Source organism: Catenuloplanes indicus (genome assembly GCF_030813715.1).
GTDB classification, from domain to species: Bacteria; Actinomycetota; Actinomycetes; order Mycobacteriales; family Micromonosporaceae; genus Catenuloplanes; species Catenuloplanes indicus.
Genome location: NZ_JAUSUZ010000001.1, coordinates 4462755 through 4479205, shown reverse-complemented (window position 1 = coordinate 4479205; position 16451 = coordinate 4462755). Strand labels below are relative to the sequence as shown.

The following is a 16451-nucleotide window of genomic DNA, read 5'->3' as shown; positions in this document are numbered from 1 at the left end:
ATTCACCGCTTGGCCCGATCGGTGCCCGCATCCGCACGCTCCTCCGCCGCCTGCGAGGCGACGCCGGGATGAACACCGCCGAGTACGCCGTCGGCACACTCGCTGCGGTCGCCTTTGCCGCGGTCCTACTGAAGGTCCTGACCAGCCCTAACATCCAGAAATCGCTCGCGGAGATCATCGAAAGAGCTTTGAAATGATCACGCGTGACGTTGCCGCCCTTCGCTACCGAGGGCGCCACCATCGCCGCAGCCGCATCGCTCACCTGCTTGATGCCGTCACGTCGGCGGTGCGCCTCAACAGATCAGGCACGCCCGTCACTCCGACCGGTGCAAGCCCGCCGTCGACCGAGTCCGCGGTAGGCGCACGGGTCGCGAGCTCGACCATCGCTACGGCCGCCCCCGGCGTGCTCGGCACCGAAAACGCCGCATCCGCGCGCACCAACGAGCAGCCGATGGATCGCGGCGCGTTCACCGCGGAATTCGCGGCGGCGCTCCCGGCGCTGGTGCTGCTTCTAGGGGCGGGCCTCACCGCCGTGACGGCCGTGACAGATCGAGGCAGGTGCTACGACGCCGCCCGGGACGCGGCGCTCGCCGCCGCCCGGGGCGAGTCCGGTATGGACGCCGGCACGGCCGCGGCACCACCGGGCGCGACCGTCACGCTGGTCCCGGAGGGCGAGCACGTCCGGGCCGTGGTGACCGTCCCGGTCCGTGCGCTGGGCCTGAAGATCCCCGAGATCACCGCGACCGGCGAGGCCATCGCCGCCATCGAACCGGGCGTCACGGTGACCACCGAATGAGCCGATCCCGAACGACGCCACCGAAGAGCACGTGGCACACCCAGGACGCGTCACCGTGGCCGCTGCTGGCCGTCCGCGGCCCCACAGGCCGGGGCATAACGCCGTGCACCGCTCCATCTCCGAACGCGCCGCTCCGCGGCGTGCGGCCTCCGGTCTGGCCGGCTCGGGACACGGGGTCTCAGGCCACGGCGCCGCCTGCAACTCTGATGCCTCGGCAAGCGGCGCCGGCACTGCGTGTGACGCGCCGGCGAGGCGTGCGGTGGGTGGTTTCGCGGAGACCTGTGGTGCGGAGAGCGGCGGCGCCGGATCGAGGGGGCGCGTCGCTGCTGGTCGCGGTGGTGGGGCTGTTTCTGGTGTGTGCCGGGATGGCTGGCGCTGCCATCATCGGCGCTGAGGCCGCAGCCCGGAGGGTCCGGATCGCGGCGGATCTCGGCGTGCTCGCGGGTGCACCGCTCATACCTCGTGGCGAGTCGATGGCCTGCGAACGCGCCGCCCGCGTCATCACGGCGAACGGCGCACGCACCGCGTCATGCGATGCGGAAGGCCTGACGCTGATCGTCCGTGTGGAACTCGACGCCGAGCCCTGGCCCGGTCTCCGGGCGACTATCCACGCCGAGGCCCGGGCCGGCCCGGCTACGGCTCCCGCCGAACCCGGCGACCTTGCGGATCCGGCGCCATCGGTTACCGGCACGCCCGCGTCTTCGGCCCGGCCGAGCCGGTGTCAAGCGGCGTGGGACGTGGGGGATGGAGCGGGAGTGCGGACGTTGATGGCGATCAGGAGCTGATGGATCTTGTCGAGGCGCTGGAAGATCCAGTCGAGGCGTTCGGCCTGGGCAAGGGCGGCGTAGGCCTGGGCCAGGGCGATCTGCTGGTCGACCGTGAGCGTGTCGGGATCGATGCTGTAGACGAGCTCGACGGTGTCGGACATGGTGTTCGCCACGGAAGGGCTCCCTCGGGGCTCGGGCGGGACGCGCAGTGTCGGGAGACGCATGGTAGCGCTCCCATAGATAGATGCCCATGTTGAACGGTGTTGCTCGGCGCATCCCGCGATTTGGGACGAGTGTGGGTCAATCGGCAGTGGTGGGCAGCGCGGCCAAGACGGCGTCCAGGACCCGTACGGCGGCGTCCTTGGCCAGTGGGTTGTTGCCGTTTCCGCACTTCGGCGACTGGACACAGGCGGGGCAACCGATCTCGCAGGCGCAGGAGTGGATGGCCTCGCGGGTGGCGCGGAGCCAGTCGGCGGCCACCGCGTGCGCGCGTTCGGCGAAGCCGGCACCGCCGGGATGGCCGTCGTAGACGAACACGGTCGGCAGACCGGTGTCCGGATGCACGGCGGTGGAGATGCCGCCGATGTCCCAACGGTCGCAGGTGGCCACGAGCGGAAGGAGGCCGATGGCGGCATGTTCGGCGGCGTGCAGGGCGCCGGGGACGTCGGCGGGCTCGACCCCCGCGGCGTCCAGCGCCTCGGGGGTGATGGTGAACCAGACCGCGACCGTGTGCAGCTCGCGAACGGGCAGGTCGAGCGGCCGGGTGTCGATGACCTCGCCGGAGCCGATCCGGCGACGCTGGTAGGAAACGACCTGACCGTGGACGTCGACCTCGCCGAGGAAGAGGCCGATCGGGCCGGCGTCGAACCGTTCGCGGACGGACGTCACGGCCAGCGACGTGACGTCGCGGGGGTGAGTGGTCCAGTCCGGCTCTTCCGCGCGGACCAGCGCGACCGCGTCGTCGAGGTGCAGTTCCTCGACCACGAACGAACTGCCCTGGTGCAGGTAGACGGCGCCGGGATGCACGATGAAGTGCGACGACGCGGGGTCCACGGTGCCGAGCAGGCGGCCGGTGGCGGACTCGACGACGTCGACCGGCGAGCCGCCCTCGCCGCGCAGGTCCACATCGGGACGGGTGCGGTGGGTCCAGAAGTAGCCGGTCGGACGCCGCCGCAGCGAGCCGGACCGGACCAGCGCGGCCACGGTCGCCTCGGCCGGTGCGCCGCCGAAGAGCGCCAGGTCGTCGGCGGTGAGCGGGGCCTCGTTCGCGGCGCAGCAGAGTTGCGGGCCGAGCACGTACGGGTTGGCCGGGTCCAGCACCGTCGCCTCCACCGGGCGACCGAACAGCGCGTCCGGGTGATGCACGAGATAGGTGTCCAGCGGGTCGTCCCGGGCGACCAGCACGGCCAGCGCCTCCCGGCCGGAGCGGCCCGCGCGGCCGGCCTGCTGCCACAGCGACGCACGCGTGCCGGGGTAGCCGCAGATCAGCACGGCGTCCAGGCCGACCAGGTCGACGCCGAGCTCCAGCGCGTTAGTAGAGGCCATGCCGAGCAGTTCGCCGGTGAGCAGCGCTCGTTCCAGCGTGCGCCGTTCCTCGCGCAGGTACCCGGCGCGGTAGGCGGCGACCCGCGCGCCGAGGCCGGGCACGGCCTCGTCGAGCGATCGGCGCGCGATGGACGCGACCACCTCGGCGCCGCGCCGGGAACGGACGAACGCCAGCGTCCGCACGCCGTGCACGATTGCGTCGGTGAGCAGGTCCGCGGTCTCGCGCAGCGCGGACCGCCGGACGGACGGCGCGGCGAGCGAGTCGTCGTCCGGGTCCAGTTCCGCGGGGTCGCCGGACAGGCCGGGCGGCAGCAGCGGCGGTTCCCACAGCGCGAATGTGACACCGCCGCGAGGCGACCCGTCTGCGGTCACCGCGGTCACCGGCAGCCCGGTCAGCCGTTCCGCTGCCGCGGCCGGGTCCCCGGACGTCGCCGACGCCAGCACGAACACGGCCTGGCTGCGCCGCGCCACCCGCCCGCCCCTCGGCGTGCCGCCGCCTCGCCGCGTCCCGACGCGCACATCCACCCACGCCGACAGCGCCGCCCCCGGCCCGGCGCCTTCGGCTCCCGGCACCGTGCCGCCGTCGCCCGCTGTGCCGGCGTAGTCCAGCGATCCGGCATCGCCGGCTGACCCCGTGGTGCCCGTTATCCGAACGCCGGCCGCGTTCGACGCACGGTTCTTGCTACCACCGGTGCCTTGCGCCGGGATGGCTGTTTCCGGCGGAATTGTGTCCACGCCGTCCGGCCCGAACGGCACCGGTGCATACCGGTCGGCCATCCGGCGTAGCCGGCGCAGCACGTGGGCCACATGTGACCCGAACAACCCGCGGTAAACGTGGCATTCGTCGACGACCACGTACCGCAGCCGGCGCAGGAACGTGGACCACAGATGATGGTTCGGCAGGATGCTGTGGTGCAGCATGTCCGGGTTCGTCAGGATGAACCGCGAGTTCGCGCGGATCCACTCCCGTTCCTCCGACGGCGTGTCCCCGTCGTAGCACGCCGGCCGCACCTCCGGAGCCAGCGCGGTCACCGCGCGCAGCTGGTCGGCGGCCAGCGCCTTCGTCGGGGCCAGGTAGAGCACGGTGGCCTTCGGGTCCTCGGCGAGCGCGGACAGCGCGGGCAGTAGATAGGCCAGTGACTTGCCCGACGCGGTTCCCGTGGCGACCACCACATGCCGGCCGTTCCGGGCGAGCGTCGCGGCCGTGGCCTGATGCCGCCATGGGCGTGTGACGCCGCGGGTGGCCAGTGCGGTGCGCAGGGCGGACGGTACCCAGGAAGGCCATTCGACGGGGTCACCGGCGGCGGGCGGCACGATCTCCACGTGTGTCACGGAGGGGGAGGTGTGCAGGCGCCGCAGCAGTTCGGCGGAGGCGACCGCGGTGTTGCTCACGTCCTGACTCTCGCACTGGTGTGCGGAAAACCCAAACAAGAACGCGGAAGCACGGGGCCGCGCGATGCGACCCCAGCCGCCCGATGGTTAGATTCGATTGGGCGTAACCGCCGAAGCTACCGAGGAGGACTGATGGAGCTGCAGCTGGCGACCCGCACCGTCGCCGGGCACACGGTCCTGGAGGTCGGTGGCGAGGTCGACGTCTACACGGCCCCCCGGCTGCGGGAGCGGCTGGTCGAGCTGATCGACGGCGGCGTGCGCGGCGTGATCGTGGACCTGGGCGGCGTCGAGTTCCTCGACTCCACCGGGCTCGGGGTGCTGGTCGGCGCGTTGAAGCGGCTGCGTCCGGTCGGCGGCACGTTCGGCCTGGTCTGCGCGAAGGAGCCATTGCTCAAGATCTTCCGGATCACCGCGCTGGATCAGGTCTTCCCGATCTACCCGTCGGTCGACGCCGCCGTGCAGGCCGCGGGCGGGACGGGTGCGGACTCCGGTCCGACCGCGTGATGGCGACTGTCCGGCTGGCGTTCTCTCCGGCGCCCGTGCACGTGCGCACCGCCCGCCTGGTCGGCGTGGCCGTTGCCCGTCGTGCCGGGGTGGCCGAGGAACTTCTCGACGAGGTGCGGCTGGCGATCGGCGAGGCGTGTGCCCGCGCGGTCGCGCTGCACCGGCAGTACGGCGTGTTCCAGCCGGTCCAGGTCGTGATGTCCGACGAGGATTCGTACACCGTGCGGGTGATCGACCGTGCGCCGATCGAGGCCGGTCTCGGCATCCCGTCGATCCCGCCGGACGAGCTGGCCAATGAGTCGCTCTCCGACGACGAGCTGACCACGGGTGTCGGATTTGCCCTGTTGGCCGGATTTGTGGATGATCTCCAGGTGCGCCCGGTCGAGGAGGGCGTGGGCACCGAGGTCCGCATGGCCTGGCCCACTCACGCCGCCTGACGTCACGGGCGCGCGCCCGAGCACGCCACAAACCACCATCAAGATCAAAAACAGAAGATCCCACGGTACGTGCGCCCCCTCCGGTGCCGTGCCCGTAGTGCCGCCGGCCGGCACGCTCCACCGCGCCCGGCGTAGTGAGGTGCACGCCGGGTGTCTCGCCCCGTCCGGGCGAGACGCAGATCACACCTCGTGGTCGACGCGCGGCGTCGATCGCCGCACCCCTCCGGCCATCACCGCAAAGGCCGTCTTGAGTCGATAAACGCCGGTTGATGCGCCCGGTGCACGCCCGGCCACGTACTCCCTGGTCAGGGTTTGATCTTGCAGCGCCCGGTTGCGCGCGACGACCTGATGACCTTGACTGTGCCTACAGACAAGCCCCGATGAAGGCCTGGGGCTAACACAGTTGCCAACATCATCACGACACGACGGCTCCGGCTGTGACCCTCGACACGAGTGACCGCTACAGTACGCGGGTCATTACGTACTGTTTCCGGCTTCGCCCGTTCGGGTGCGGGCCGGACGCTGCCACGGCCGCGTGGCCGCAACCACCGGTTCGTCCGCCGGCTGGTGCGCGCACGGTTAGGAATTGAGGAGGACATCGATGTCCGGGTTCAGCCCTGTCGCCGCCGGCGACGGCCTGTCCCTTACCGGTACGAATCTCACGTACGTCGTCGTCGCCGCGGTCATCGCGCTGGTGGCGCTGGGCTTCGCACTCGCGCTCGTGCGCGGTGTGCTGGCAGCCGGTAAGGGAACGACCAACATGCAGGAGATTGCCGGCGCCGTGCAGGAGGGCGCGTCGGCCTATCTCTTCCGCCAGTTCAAGACGCTCGGCATCTTCGTGGTGATCGCCCTCGTCCTGCTCTTCCTGCTGCCGGTGCACGACACCGACGGCAACGAGACGCTGGTCAAGATCGGCCGGTCCGCGTTCTTCGTGGTCGGCGCCGTCTTCTCCGCGTTCATCGGCGGCGCCGGCATGGCGCTGGCCACCCGCGCTAACCTGCGCGTCGCCGCCGCGGCGAACGAGGCGACCGGCGGCCGGGAGAAGGCGATGCAGATCGCGTTCCGCACCGGCGGCGTGGTCGGCTTCCTCACCGTCGGTCTCGGCCTGGTCGGCGCCTCGCTGGTGGTGCTGCTCTACAAGGGTGACGCGCCCACCGTGCTCGAGGGCTTCGGCTTCGGCGCGGCGCTGCTGGCCATGTTCATGCGGGTCGGCGGCGGCATCTTCACCAAGGCCGCGGACGTCGGCGCGGACCTGGTCGGCAAGGTCGAGCAGGGCATCCCGGAGGACGACCCGCGCAACGCCGCCACCATCGCGGACAACGTGGGCGACAACGTCGGCGACTGCGCCGGCATGGCCGCCGACCTGTTCGAGTCGTACGCGGTGACGCTGGTCGCCGCGCTGATCCTCGGCCGGGCCGCGTTCGGCGAGGACGGCCTGGTCTACCCGCTGATCGTGTCCGCGGTCGGCGTGCTGATCGCGATCGTCGGCGTGTTCATCACCCGGCTGCGCGCGTCGGACCGCAGCGGCCTGACCGCGATCAACCGGGCGTTCTACATCTCCGCGGCGCTCTCCGCGGTGCTGGTCGCCGTGGTCACGTTCCTCTACCTGCCGAACACGTTCGCCGGCTTCGAGGACCCGAACGTGAGCGCCGACTTCACCGGTAACCCGCAGATCCTGGCGATCGGCGCGGTCGTGATCGGCATCGTGCTGGCGGCCGCGATCCAGGCGCTGACCGGCTACTTCACCGAGACGAACAAGAAGCCGGTGCAGGACATCGGCAAGTCCTCGCTGACCGGTCCGGCGACCGTCATCCTGGCCGGTATCAGCGTCGGCCTGGAGTCCGCGGTCTACTCCGCGCTGGTGATCGGCGCCGGTGTGTTCGGTGCGTACCTGCTCGGCGGTGGCTCGATCATCCTGTCCCTGTTCGCGGTCGCGATGGCCGGTATCGGCCTGCTGACCACGGTCGGCGTGATCGTCGCGATGGACACGTTCGGCCCCATCTCGGACAACGCGCAGGGCATCGCGGAGATGTCCGGCGACGTGGGCGAGGCCGGTGCGCGCACGCTCACCGAACTGGACGCGGTCGGCAACACCACCAAGGCGATCACCAAGGGCATCGCGATCGCGACCGCGGTGCTCGCCGCGACCGCACTGTTCGGCTCGTACCGGGACACGATCGCGACCGCGATCACCGACGCGGGCGAGGACCTGTCGATCGACGCGCTGCTCAACGTGTCGGACCCGCGTAACCTGGTCGGCCTGCTGATCGGCGCCGCGGTGGTCTTCCTCTTCTCCGGCCTGGCGATCAACGCGGTCTCCCGGTCGGCCGGTGCGGTCGTGGTCGAGGTCCGCCGCCAGTTCCGGGAGAACCCGGGCATCATGGCCGGCACCACCCGTCCCGAGTACGGCCGCGTGGTCGACATCTGCACCCGGGACGCGCAGCGTGAGCTGCTCACCCCCGGACTGCTGGCGGTCCTGGCGCCGATCGCGGTCGGCTTCGGCCTGGGCGCGGGCGCGCTCGCGTCGTACCTGGCCGGTGCGATCGGCACCGGCACGCTGATGGCGGTGTTCCTGTCCAACTCCGGCGGCGCGTGGGACAACTCGAAGAAGCTGGTCGAGGACGGCGCGCACGGCGGCAAGGGCTCGGAGGCGCACGCGGCCACGGTCATCGGCGACACGGTCGGTGACCCGTTCAAGGACACCGCGGGCCCGGCCATCAACCCGCTGATCAAGGTGATGAACCTGGTCAGCCTCCTGATCGCGCCCGGCGTCGTGATGCTCAGCGTCGGCGAGGACGCGAACACGCCGGTCCGGATCGCGCTCGCCGCGGTGGCCACGCTGGTCATCGTCGCGGCCGTGGTCTGGAGCAAGCGGAAGCCGATCTCCATGGGCGACGAGCCGCCGGCCGGTGCGTCCGGCACGCCGGTCCCGCCCAAGCAGGAGGCCGTGAGCGCGTAGCGGGAGATGCCGCCGGGGAGATCGGTACGCTCCCCGGCGGCATCGCGCGACGATGACCCGCAGTCGTACGCTGCTCTCCATGCGCACCCCCCGCATGGTGTCCATCACCGCGGTCCTCACCTCCCTTCTGCTGCTCGCCGCCGGCTGTGGCGGTGGCGCCTCGCCGAGCGCGTGGGCGTCCGCGGTCTGCCAGGCGCTGGGCCCGTGGCGCACCGAGATCAGCACGTTGGCCGACCGCACGAATCAGCAGATGAGCGCGGAGACCACACCGAGCGCCGCGCAGGAGAACCTGGCCCGTCTGTTCCAGGGCGCGCGGGACGCCAGCGAGGCCGCACGCCAGGGCGTGGAGCGGGCCGGCGTGCCGGACGTGGAGAACGGCGAGAGCGTGGCGCAGGGCTTCCTGACCTCGCTCGACGGCGTGCGCGCCGCCTACGACAACGCGCACCGGGCGATCATCGCGCTGGACACCACCCAGGCGGACGCGTTCTACACCGGCGTCGAGCAGGTGGTCAGCACGCTCGACACGGAGTACGACAGGACCGCGCTGGACACGTCGTCGCTTCAGTCGGAGGAGCTCCGCGAGGCGTTCGACCAGGTGCCGGAGTGCCGTTGACGTGTCGGTCAACCCGCCGATCCCGGGCCTCCCGGACGTACCCCCGCAAGATCTTGATCTTGAAAAGGGGCGGCGGCGCGTTCCCAAGAACCAGGAGCAGGCCGCCGAGGAGCCGTCGCTCTTCGGTGTGGAAGCCCACGATCCCGGCGTCGCGGACCTGGCCGGGCTGCTCGCCGGCCCCGGGGAGATCGTCCGGATGGGTGGCACCGCGCGCGTCTCGGTGACCGTCGCCGAATCGTGGCGGGTGCACGTGCTGGTCCCGGAGATCACCCGTCGTGGCCTGCAGGCGACCTGGTCACGCACCGAGGACGAGCGCCTTGAGGTGCGCACCGCCTACGCCACCACGCTGATGCCGCTCGGCCGTGCCTGGCTGCGCGAACCCGGCGATCCGAAGCGCCCACCCCGCGCGTTCTTCCTCAACGGCTTTCGCCTCCGGCTCTGGGTCGCGGCCGCCGGTGCGCCCGACCCGTCCGGATATGTCCTCCGGCTGGGCCGGGACGACGAGCCGATCTGGGACACGGTCCGGGCCGCGCTGCACGCCGCCGGCCTGCCGAGCCGCCTCACCACGCCGCGTGACGGCGACCCCGGGCTGCGCATCTCCGGACGCCGCCGGATCGCCCGCCTCGCAGGCCTGGTCGGGCCACGCCCGGACGCGGCGCCGGAGTCCGCGTGGCCATCCTGACCGCCGGTGTACTGTCTAATCTCCGACAGTTACGGCGACTGGATGACCGAGACATAGACCGGCACGATGGTGCTGGTCCGTGCCGATGTTTTCCGGCAGCGGACACCGTTGGGGGGAACAGCGGTCGCTCGGACGGCGTTGCCGATCCGTGGCGCCGGCGGCCCGGTAGCGTGGGGTCGCCGACGGTCCCGCGCGACCCGCCGGCCACAGACCGCGTTACCGTGGATCGGTTGGCGCAGCGGCGCGCATGATCAGCCGTGGCCGATCCCAGTCACGCGCTGCCAGCCGCCAATAGATCAGGCGATCCACGTCGTAAGGGATCCACCGAGGTCAGGAGTAACGTGCCGAGCAACGCCAAGAGCACCCGTCTGGTCATCGTCGAGTCACCGGCGAAGGCTAAGACGATCTCGGGCTACCTTGGCCCGGGCTACGTCGTCGAGGCCAGCTTCGGGCACGTGCGCGACCTGCCCCGCAACGCCGCCGAGGTCCCGTCCGGCTACGAGGACAAGCCGTGGGCCCGGCTCGGCGTCGACGTGGACAACGGCTTCACCGCGCTCTACGTCGTCTCACCCGACCGGAAGAAGCAGGTCACCAAGCTCCGGTCGCTGGTCAAGGACGTCGACGAGGTCCTGCTCGCGACGGATGAGGACCGCGAGGGCGAGGCGATCGCCTGGCACCTGATCGAGACGCTGAAGCCCAAGGTCCCGGTCCGGCGGATGGTCTTCCACGAGATCACCAAGCCGGCCATCCAGGCCGCCGTCGCCAACCCACGCGAACTCGACCGCGACCTGGTCGACGCGCAGGAGGCGCGTCGCATCCTCGACCGTCTGTACGGCTACGAGGTCTCCCCGGTGCTGTGGAAGAAGGTGCGCACCGGCCTCTCCGCGGGCCGCGTGCAGTCCGTCGCCACCCGCATCGTGGTCGAGCGCGAGCGGCAGCGGATGGCGTTCCGCACCGCCGACTACTGGGACATCCTGGCCCGCCTCGCCGTGTCCGGCCAGGTCGAGGGCCCGCGCACGTTCAACGCCACGCTGATCGCGCTGAACGGGGACCGGGTCGCCACCGGCAAGGACTTCGAGCCGACCACCGGGCAGGTGCGGCCCGGCGCCGGGGTGATCCACCTCGACGGTGACGGTGCCCGTGGCCTGGCCGCCCGCCTCGACGGGCGGCCGTTCCAGGTCACCCGCGTCGAGGAGAAGCCGTACCGGCGCCGGCCGTACGCGCCGTTCATCACGTCCACGCTCCAGCAGGAGGCGGCCCGCAAGCTGCGCTCCAGTTCCCAGCAGACGATGCGCACGGCCCAGCGGCTGTACGAGAACGGCTACATCACCTACATGCGTACCGACTCGGTGAACCTCTCCGAGTCCGCGCTGTCCGCCGCGCGTACCCAGATCGCGGAGCTCTACGGCCCGGCCAACGTGCCGCCGCAGCCGCGCCGCTACACCGGCAAGGTGAAGAACGCGCAGGAGGCGCACGAGGCGATCCGCCCGGCCGGCGACGTGTTCCGCACGCCCGGCGAGGTGGCGAACGAGCTGTCCGGCGACGAGTTCAAGCTCTACGAGCTGATCTGGCGGCGCACCATCGCGTCCCAGATGACCGACGCGGTCGGCTCGTCCGTCTCGGTGCGCATCCGCGCGGTCTCCACCGCCGGTGAGGAGGCCGACTTCGGCGCCACCGGCAAGACCATCACCGACCCCGGCTTCCTGCGCGCCTACGTCGAGTCCTCCGACGACGAGAACGCGGAGGCGGAGGACGCGGAGCGCCGCTTGCCGAACCTGGTCAAGGACCAGCCGCTGACCGCGGAGCAGCTGGACGCGGTCGGTCACACCACCCAGCCGCCCGCGCGGTACACCGAGGCGTCGCTGGTCAAGGCGCTGGAGGAGCTGGGCATCGGCCGCCCCTCCACGTACGCGTCGATCATGCAGACCATCCAGGACCGTGGGTACGTGACGAAGCGCGGCCAGACGATGATCCCGTCGTTCCTGGCGTTCGCGGTGGTCGGCCTGCTCGAGCGGCACTACCCCGGCCTGGTCGACTACAACTTCACCGCCGCGATGGAGAACCAGCTCGACGAGATCGCCGGCGGCGACGCCCGGTCCGCCGACTTCCTCACCGCGTTCTACTTCGGCAGCGGCGCCGGTGCCGAGGCGTCGATCGCCCGCGCCGGCGGCCTGAAGAAGCTGGTCACGGAGAATCTGGCGGAGATCGACGCGCGCAGCGTCAACTCGATCCCGCTGTTCCGCGACGACGAGGACCGCGACGTCGTGGTTCGGGTCGGCCGCTACGGGCCGTACATTCAGCGCACTCACCACACCGACGACCCGGCCACGGAGGCGTCCGAGGACGGCCGCGTCTCCATCCCCGAGTCGCTGGCGCCGGACGAGCTGACGCCGGAGAAGGTCGACGAGCTGTTCCTCGGCGGTGGCAGCGGCGAGCGCAAGCTCGGCGAGCACCCGGAGACCGGCGAGCCGGTGCTGCTCAAGTCCGGCCGGTTCGGGCCGTACGTGTCCAGCGGCGACAAGAACTCCTCGCTGCTGAACAGCCAGAAGCCGGATGAGCTGACGCTGGCCGACGCGCTCCGCCTGCTCTCGCTGCCGCGCCTGGTCGGCGTGGCCCCGGACGGCGCCGAGGTCTTCGCGCTCTCCGGCCGCTACGGGCCGTACGTGAAGAAGGGCGACGAGTCCCGCTCGCTGGACAGCGAGGACCAGATCTTCACGGTCACGCTGGACGACGCGCTGGCCCGCCTCGCCGCGCCCAAGACCCGCGGTGCCCGCCGCGCCGCCGCCCCACCGCTGCGCGAGATGGGCGTCGACCCGGCCACCGAGAAGCCGCTGGTCATCAAGGACGGCCGGTTTGGGCCGTACGTGACGGACGGCGAGTTCAACGCGTCGCTGCGCCGCAGCCAGACGGTGGAGGCCCTGACGCTGGAGGAGGCCTCCGAGATGCTCGCCGAGAAGCGCGCCAAGGGCCCGGCCCCGGCCAAGAAGCGTGCCGCGAAGAAGGCCCCGGCGAAGAAGGCGGCCACCGGCGACGCCACCCCGGCGAAGAAGGCGACCACGAAGAAGACCACCGCCAAGAAGACCACCGCCAAGAAGACCGCCACGAAGAAGGCCGCCCCGGCCAAGAAGGCCACCGCCGCCAAGACCACCACTGCCACCGCCGCGAAGAAGGCTCCCGCGAAGAAGGCAGCCCCCGCCAAGGCCACCACCGACGCCTCCTGAGGGACGCCGGTGGGTCAGCTGCCGAGGACCTGGGTGGTGTAGGCGTTCCGGAAGAGGCGGTGCGGGTCGAGGCGGTCGCGGACCGCGAGGAAGTCGTCGAAGCGCGGGTAGGCGGGGCGGAGTGACTCCGCGTCGCGGTAGTGCAGCTTGCCCCAGTGCGGCCGGCCGCCCAGCGACGCCGCCACCTGCTCGAACGCGCGGAAGTACGGCTCGTGCGGCGTGCCCAGGAACTGGTGCAGCGCGAGATACGCGGAGTCGCGACCGTAGCCGTGGGAGAGCCAGATGTCGTCCGCCGCGGTGAACCGGACCTCGACCGGGAACTGCACCCGGAACGGCAGCGCGGCGAGGATGCGCTCCAGGGCGGCCAGCGCCTCCGGCAGCGCGGCACGCGGCACCGCGTACTCCATCTCGGTGAACTTGACCCGGCGGGGCGTGCAGAAGACGCGGTCGGAGCGGGCCGTGTAGGTGCGCTCGGTGAGCGCGCGGGCGGCGACCTCGTGCACGCTCGGCACCAGCGCGGGAACGGCCCGGCCGAGGCGGCAGAGCCCGCCGTAGACCGTGTTGGACAGGAACTCGTCGTCGAGCCAGGCCCGGAACCGGGGCAGTGGCGCGTCGTCCAGCGGCACCCGGTTGTTGGTCTTCGCCTGGCCCCGGTCGGTGTACGGGTACCAGAAGAACTCGAAGTGGTCGTTCTCCGCGATCCGGTCCTCCACCCCGGCCAGCAGGTCGGCGAGCCGCGCGGGCGTCTCGTGCGCGCGGAGCACGAACGCGTCCACGCAGCGCAGCGTGACCTCGGTGATGACGCCGAGTGCGCCGAGGCCGACGCGGGCGGCGGCGAACACGTCCGGGTGCCGGCCGGCGGAGCAGTGCAGCACCTCCCCGGTGGCGGTGACCAGCGTCAGCCGTTCCACGAACGTGGAAAGACACCCCAACGTGGCGCCGGTCCCGTGCGTACCGGTGGAGATCGCTCCGGAGATGGTCTGCACGTCGACGTCGCCGAGGTTGGGGAGCGCTAGACCATACCCGGAAAGGGTTTCGTTGAGCGCGGACAGCCGCGCACCGGCCTGCGTGGTGACGAGCCGGGCCGCCCGATCCACGGCCACGATCCGGGACATTCCGCTCATGTCGACCTGGATGTCGTCCGCGACGGCGGCCGACGTGAACGAGTGACCGCTACCCACGGGCTTGACGCCACGCCCAGTCGCGGCGGCATCCTGAAGGAGGGCGGACAGCTCGTCGGTGCTGGCCGGCATCGCCACACGCGCGGGTCTGACCTGCTGGTTCCCGGACCAGTTGGACCAGGTGGAGATCGGTGCCGGTGCTGTGCGGGCCATCCCAGTCCCCCAAGGTCACACCTGACGTGAATTGAATTCATATCAGCACGGAGACGGAGAGTAAACACTTTGCGGCGTCTCGCTCGTTAAGCCGAGTAACCTTTGTTTTCTCTCTGCCGAAAGGGAGTTGCGACGCGTGTCGACAACAGCTGTCACCGCCGGACCCCTACGTCGTGTCCCCGTTCAGGGGCGCAGCGTAGCGCGGGTCCAGCGCATGCTCGACGCCTGCGCTGAGCTTGTCGACGAGGTCGGATACGAGGGACTGACCACGACCCTGCTCGCCGAACGCGCCGAAGTGGCGATCGGCTCGGTCTATCAGTTCTTCCCGGACAAGCGGGCCATCGTGCAGGCACTCGCCCTGCGCAACATGGAGGCCTACCTCGAGCGACTGTCCGCCCGGTTCGCCGCCGGCAACCTCGCCCACTGGTGGGACGGGGTCGACGCCGCGATAGACGAGTTCATCGGCATGCACCGCACCGTCGCCGGCTTCCGCACGCTGCACTTCGGCGACGTCGTCGACGTGCACCTGCTGGACGAGGAACGCGACAACAACGTGGTCATCGCCAACCGGATCGCCGAGGTGCTGCACGAGCAGTTCGCGGTCGCGGACACACCCACGCTGCGGTTCGCCCTGGAGATCGCGGTGACCACGGCGGACTCCTTGATCAAGCTCGCGTTCCGCCGCGACTCGGACGGCGACGCCCGGATCATCCAGGAGTCCAAGACGCTGATCCGCGACTACCTCCAGTCCCACGTCGGCGTCTGACACTCCAGTCCCACGTCGGCGTCTGACATCCGAACCCCGGCGGGGGTTCGACCACGCCGCCCCGCGCCCCCGCCACCGAGCCCTCTCGCACCCGAGATCCCCCAACCGATCTTCACGCCGGAAGCGGGAAGATCGAGGTCGTCGCCCCTGCCCGCATCAGCCCAGGAACGCGTGGCCCTCGCCGCGGTAGGTCGGGACGGTGTCGGTGATGTGGTCATTCTCGATCAGGTGAAGTTCGTTGACGTGTTCGCAGAGCTCGCCGGCCTTGGCATGGCGGAACCAGACGCGGTCGCCGGGGCGCAGCGAGTCGGCGGCCGGGCCGGAGAGCGGGGTCTGGACCTCGCCGGGTCCCTCGCCGCCGACGTAGTCCAGGCCTTCGGGCAGCCAGGGCAGTGGGAGGCGGCTCTTCTCCGCGGGGCCGGACGCGATCCATCCGCCGCCGAGCACGGTGGCGAAGCCGTCGGCGGGGCGGCGGACGACCGAGAGGCCGAAGAACGCGGCCGGTACGGGGCGCCATGCCCGGTAGCTGTCGAAGAGTGCGGGGCCGTAGAGCCCGGAGCCGGCGGTCACCTCGGTGACGGACGGGTCCTGTGCGGTGGCGGCCACGCTGCCGGTGCCGCCGCCGTTGACGAACTCCAGGTCAGCCAGTTCGCGCACGGCCGCGACCGCGGCCATCCGCCGGGGGAGCAACTCGGCGCCGGAGCGCTTCTGGACGGCGCGGATGATCAGGCCGCGGGCGGCCTGCCGGGGTGGTGCGTCGCCGAGGCCGGCGATCTGTGCCTCGTAGGCCATCAGTCCGACCAGCCGGAAGCCCGTGCGACGCAGCACGTGCTCGGCGAGGCGGCCGGCCTGCGCGGCGGAGTGCACCGGCGAGCGGCGGACGCCCAGGTGCAGCCGCCCGCCGAGCGGCCGCCAGGATGCGTCCAGGTCGAGGCAGACGCGGATCCGTTCGCGCCGGCCGGGTGCGGTGACCGCGTCGACCAGGTCCAGCTGTGCGGGGCTGTCCGCCATGAGCGAGATCGCGGCGGCGAGTCGCGGGTCGGTGCTCAGCTCGGCGAGTGCGGCGCGGCTGACCGTCGGGTAGGCGACCAGCACGTCGTCGCTGACGCCGGAGCGGACCAGCCAGATCGCCTCGGGCAGCGTGTACGCCATCACGCCGGCCCAGCCGGGGCGGGCCAGCACCCGTTCCAGCAGTGCCCGGCAGCGCACGGACTTCGCGGCGACCCGGATCGGTTTGCCGGCCGCACGGGTGGTCAGCGCGTCCGCGTTCGCGTCGAACGCGGCCAGGTCGACTACGCCGATCGGCGGGTCGAGGTGGGCGGTGGCGCGGTCCAGTCGCGCGCGCAACGCCTCGCGGTCCGTGGGGGGCACGTGCGTACCGTATCGGGGCAGGCCGGGCAACGCGAGCCTCCTTCACGTACGGCTGACCCCCGTC

Annotated in this window: 14 protein-coding genes; 10 read left to right on the top strand and 4 right to left on the bottom strand. The window is 71.4% G+C overall.

The window, feature by feature from the left end; genetic code table 11:
* Positions 1–68: 68 nt before the first annotated feature.
* From J2S42_RS41970 to J2S42_RS20105, 3 genes are read left to right on the top strand one after another with little or no spacing between them, the layout of a single operon-like run.
* Positions 69–197, top strand: coding sequence for a DUF4244 domain-containing protein (locus J2S42_RS41970; protein ID WP_370879410.1), 129 nt, complete (start codon positions 69–71; stop codon positions 195–197).
* On the top strand, positions 194–796 hold the full coding sequence (locus J2S42_RS20110; RefSeq protein WP_307241371.1) for a TadE family type IV pilus minor pilin: 603 nt from the start codon (positions 194–196) through the stop codon (positions 794–796). Before J2S42_RS41970 ends, J2S42_RS20110 begins: the two co-directional genes overlap by 4 nt.
* Positions 793–1581, top strand: coding sequence for an Rv3654c family TadE-like protein (locus J2S42_RS20105; protein ID WP_307241369.1), 789 nt, complete (start codon positions 793–795; stop codon positions 1579–1581). Before J2S42_RS20110 ends, J2S42_RS20105 begins: the two co-directional genes overlap by 4 nt.
* Here J2S42_RS20105 and J2S42_RS20100 read toward each other — a convergent pair.
* Together J2S42_RS20100 and J2S42_RS20095 are read right to left on the bottom strand one after the other, a co-directional pair.
* Positions 1518–1736 carry a hypothetical protein gene (locus J2S42_RS20100; RefSeq protein WP_307241367.1) on the bottom strand — a complete coding sequence of 73 codons (219 nt, stop codon included), beginning with the start codon at positions 1734–1736 and terminating at the stop codon, positions 1518–1520. The two genes, J2S42_RS20105 and J2S42_RS20100, sit on opposite strands and share 64 nt — an antisense overlap.
* A gap of 127 nt (positions 1737–1863) precedes the next feature.
* On the bottom strand, positions 1864–4500 hold the full coding sequence (locus J2S42_RS20095; RefSeq protein WP_307241365.1) for a DEAD/DEAH box helicase: 2637 nt from the start codon (positions 4498–4500) through the stop codon (positions 1864–1866).
* Between the two features lie 132 nt (positions 4501–4632).
* Between J2S42_RS20095 and J2S42_RS20090 the strand changes: the two genes are divergently transcribed.
* The 6 genes from J2S42_RS20090 (at position 4633) to topA (ending at position 12916) form a co-directional block, all read left to right on the top strand.
* A complete protein-coding gene (locus tag J2S42_RS20090; protein ID WP_306837181.1) occupies positions 4633–5004 on the top strand; it encodes an STAS domain-containing protein in 372 nt (123 codons plus the stop codon).
* The gene (locus J2S42_RS20085) at positions 5001–5441 is read left to right on the top strand and encodes an ATP-binding protein (protein WP_307241363.1); all 441 of its coding nucleotides are present in this window, start codon (positions 5001–5003) and stop codon (positions 5439–5441) included. Before J2S42_RS20090 ends, J2S42_RS20085 begins: the two co-directional genes overlap by 4 nt.
* Before the next feature lie 601 nt (positions 5442–6042).
* Positions 6043–8400, top strand: coding sequence for a sodium-translocating pyrophosphatase (locus J2S42_RS20080; RefSeq protein WP_307241361.1), 2358 nt, complete (start codon positions 6043–6045; stop codon positions 8398–8400).
* A 79-nt stretch (positions 8401–8479) separates the two neighbouring features.
* Positions 8480–9013 carry a hypothetical protein gene (locus J2S42_RS20075; RefSeq protein ID WP_307241360.1) on the top strand — a complete coding sequence of 178 codons (534 nt, stop codon included), beginning with the start codon at positions 8480–8482 and terminating at the stop codon, positions 9011–9013.
* Between the two features lies 1 nt (position 9014).
* Positions 9015–9695, top strand: coding sequence for a hypothetical protein (locus J2S42_RS20070; protein ID WP_307241358.1), 681 nt, complete (start codon positions 9015–9017; stop codon positions 9693–9695).
* 341 nt (positions 9696–10036) lie between these two features.
* Positions 10037–12916: a type I DNA topoisomerase gene (gene topA / locus J2S42_RS20065; RefSeq protein ID WP_307241357.1), complete on the top strand. Its 2880-nt coding sequence runs from the start codon at positions 10037–10039 to the stop codon at positions 12914–12916.
* Between the two features lie 14 nt (positions 12917–12930).
* Here topA and J2S42_RS20060 read toward each other — a convergent pair whose 3' ends face one another.
* Positions 12931–14250 (bottom strand): D-arabinono-1,4-lactone oxidase, encoded by a 1320-nt coding sequence (locus J2S42_RS20060; protein WP_307241355.1) that lies wholly within the window; start codon positions 14248–14250, stop codon positions 12931–12933.
* A gap of 136 nt (positions 14251–14386) precedes the next feature.
* On the opposite strand from J2S42_RS20060, the gene J2S42_RS20055 reads away from it, so the two are divergent.
* On the top strand, positions 14387–15016 hold the full coding sequence (locus J2S42_RS20055) for a TetR/AcrR family transcriptional regulator (RefSeq protein WP_307241353.1): 630 nt from the start codon (positions 14387–14389) through the stop codon (positions 15014–15016).
* A 156-nt stretch (positions 15017–15172) separates the two neighbouring features.
* On the opposite strand, the gene J2S42_RS20050 is transcribed toward J2S42_RS20055, so the two are convergent.
* Entirely contained in the window at positions 15173–16387 is a 1215-nt protein-coding gene (locus tag J2S42_RS20050) for an amino acid deaminase/aldolase (RefSeq protein WP_307241351.1), read from the bottom strand.
* Positions 16388–16451: the final 64 nt, after the last annotated feature.

Bases quoted from the DNA above. Each gene is read 5' to 3' on its own strand.
- J2S42_RS20110 (WP_307241371.1), top strand. From the start codon at position 194: ATGATCACGCGTGACGTTGCCGCCCTTCGCTACCGAGGGCGCCACCAT.
- J2S42_RS20075 (WP_307241360.1), top strand. From the start codon at position 8,480: ATGCGCACCCCCCGCATGGTGTCCATCACCGCGGTCCTCACCTCCCTT.
- J2S42_RS41970 (WP_370879410.1), top strand. From the start codon at position 69: ATGAACACCGCCGAGTACGCCGTCGGCACACTCGCTGCGGTCGCCTTT.
- J2S42_RS20090 (WP_306837181.1), top strand. From the start codon at position 4,633: ATGGAGCTGCAGCTGGCGACCCGCACCGTCGCCGGGCACACGGTCCTG.
- J2S42_RS20060 (WP_307241355.1), bottom strand. From the start codon at position 14,250: ATGGCCCGCACAGCACCGGCACCGATCTCCACCTGGTCCAACTGGTCC.
- J2S42_RS20105 (WP_307241369.1), top strand. From the start codon at position 793: ATGAGCCGATCCCGAACGACGCCACCGAAGAGCACGTGGCACACCCAG.
- J2S42_RS20080 (WP_307241361.1), top strand. From the start codon at position 6,043: ATGTCCGGGTTCAGCCCTGTCGCCGCCGGCGACGGCCTGTCCCTTACC.